Annotated in this window: 3 protein-coding genes; all 3 read right to left on the reverse strand. The window is 54.7% G+C overall.

Annotated elements, in window-relative coordinates; genetic code table 11:
* The coding region (locus tag JX325_RS18300) for a tetratricopeptide repeat protein (RefSeq protein WP_243414133.1) at nucleotides 1–722 on the reverse strand (722 nt) is incomplete at its 3' end.
* Nucleotides 723–959: 237 nt separating this feature from the next.
* A complete protein-coding gene (gene mobP3, locus JX325_RS18305; protein WP_243414134.1) occupies nucleotides 960–1922 on the reverse strand; it encodes a MobP3 family relaxase in 963 nt (320 codons plus the stop codon).
* Nucleotides 1910–2071 (reverse strand): hypothetical protein, encoded by a 162-nt coding sequence (locus tag JX325_RS15615; protein WP_204791976.1) that lies wholly within the window; start codon nucleotides 2069–2071, stop codon nucleotides 1910–1912. Before JX325_RS15615 ends, mobP3 begins: the two co-directional genes overlap by 13 nt.
* Nucleotides 2072–2203: the final 132 nt, after the last annotated feature.

Below are 2203 nucleotides of genomic sequence, written 5' to 3' on the forward strand. Positions count from 1 at the left end.
TCCTGATACTCCTCGTGATCGTCCGGCTTATGGCCCATAGCGATTTTCTTTTCACGAATCCGACCAATGAGCTTGCTCTCCACATGACCGCCCGCCGGATTAGGCGGCGGAATCGTCTCCCAGAAAATGTTGCTCATGTGGTGGAGGAGCCTTACAGTACAGAGGAGAACAGACGGGCTGTGTTGACGATGGTCCAGGAGGAACCGTGCGTAGCTATTGCCTTGATTTGCAAGCTGCGTCAGCCAGTACTTTGCTGAGTCTTGTCCTACTTCTTTCCCTTGGAGGTACAGCTTGCCGAGAGCATACTGAGCGTATTGGTTCCCGGCCTCGGCGGATTGAGTCAAACAGTCTACCGCCTTGGCGATATCCTTTTCGATGATTCTTCCTCTAAGGTACTCCTTCCCCAGACAGTGGGCGGCGCAGTGGCTGCCATTTTCGGCGGCGGTCTCCAGCCAGTGCAAGCCCTCCTGCAAATCACGGACCTCCACATCGTCAGAGAGGAGCAGCTTTCCAAGTGCATACTGCGCCGTTACATGGCCTTGCGCCGCCGCCTGATCAAGCCAATGCCGAGCCTCCACACTGTCTGGAATCAGCAGGGGGCCGTCCCGCAAGAGTATGCCCATGAGATACTGGGCGTTTCGGTCGCCGCTTTCAGCAAGCCGCTCCATTTCTGCGACGGCATCATCCCGTTCCTCCAGAGGCAGTCCTTCGTTGCGAATCATATTTCGCAGCATCCAGTAACCGTAGGAGGAATCCGCAAACTCCCCCGGCTCATCATCTTGCTGAATGCCATCATCCTCAAAGCTGACCGCACCACATCTAATATATTCCGCCTCACGGACGACGGTGTTCTTGATCGCCCGAAATTCTTTCACCTGAAAAAGTGGAGGGCGTACCCTCTCCTGTTCGGAATAGAAATCCTCCACCTGACTCTGGAGCCGCCACCATATTTCGTAGCATTATTCCACCTCTGGTAGCCTTGCCAGCTCATCTACGATGGCGTCCACTTGAGCCTTGACGGACTTTCTCAAATAGCCGTAGACCTTTTTGCCCCTGACAGTTTCCAGTGACCATGAGAGATCCAGCAGCTTATTTTCCATCGCGGGGCTGTCGCAGAACTCCGAGCACATACGCTTTGTCAACTCCAGCAGCGTCTTACGGCTCTGACGCACCAGCTCGTCTCTGGACGAACTCTTTTGCTCGTAGAGGTGCAACAACTCGTCTTGAAAAATATCCCGAGTGAGTTCTGACTTGATTTTGCGGATGCCCTCCTGATTGAGATACGCCTGCCCCGGCTTCGCTGACCAAGCCATCATATGGACATGAGGATGAAGGCCCTCATCATGGAAGGCGGCGTACCAACGGAAGTCAGCGGGCGGGATATTCATGGCGGCGGCAATTTCGTTGCGGTGGGCGCGGAGCAGATTCCGCCACGCCTTCGCGTTATCGTAACCGAGGCGCTCGGCGTCCTCTCGCTTGAGGGAGATGATGTGCGTCCAGATGTTGCCTGGGTACTCGCTCAACTCTGTCATTGCTTTTTCAAGGTCAACGACATCCTCGTCACCGAACAATCCATGGCTGCCCAGCCGCTCTACCCGAGGCCGGGTAGCGATGTACTTCATATAGGTTTCGGACTGGTTCACTTCCGGCCAGTAGCTTTCCAACGTAGAGGCTATGAACTCTGAGGCGTGATACTTGGTTGGCTCCTCTGTGTACTCCGCATACTGCACTGACGTTTTACTGTCCGGGAAATCTTTCGTCAGCTTTTTTATGAGCTGCTCCTGCTTGTGCGTCGGCGGACGGCCATCCGGCAGAAATTCCACACGTTCGCGGGTGGCGATGTACCGAAGGTAGCCAGCGGCATTCTTACCGCTGGAGCCACCGCCTTTGAAGTATGGACTCTTGATAATCAGTCTTGCCACTCGTCCTCATCCTCCCAGGCGCCCCGCACGTATTTCTCCAAAGAGATGCGGCCATTGGTCCGCTTCACGTTGTTCACACTCTCCGCCCGGCGGCGGCGCAGGTCCTCCTCGCTGAACTGAAAGCCGTCCGCCAAGATGCCAGCCATCATATCCACTTCTACCGACTGTCTGAAGGACAGCGACGAGAGACGGTCTTCCAGCTTCCCTATAGCAATCCAATAAAATAACAGTGCATTGACTTGAGGTGTAGAATGTTATCAGAAGGTGATAGCTATGTTACA

Origin of the sequence: Oscillibacter sp. CU971 (assembly GCF_905219725.1) — a bacterium.
Lineage (GTDB): Bacteria > Bacillota > Clostridia > Oscillospirales > Oscillospiraceae > Oscillibacter.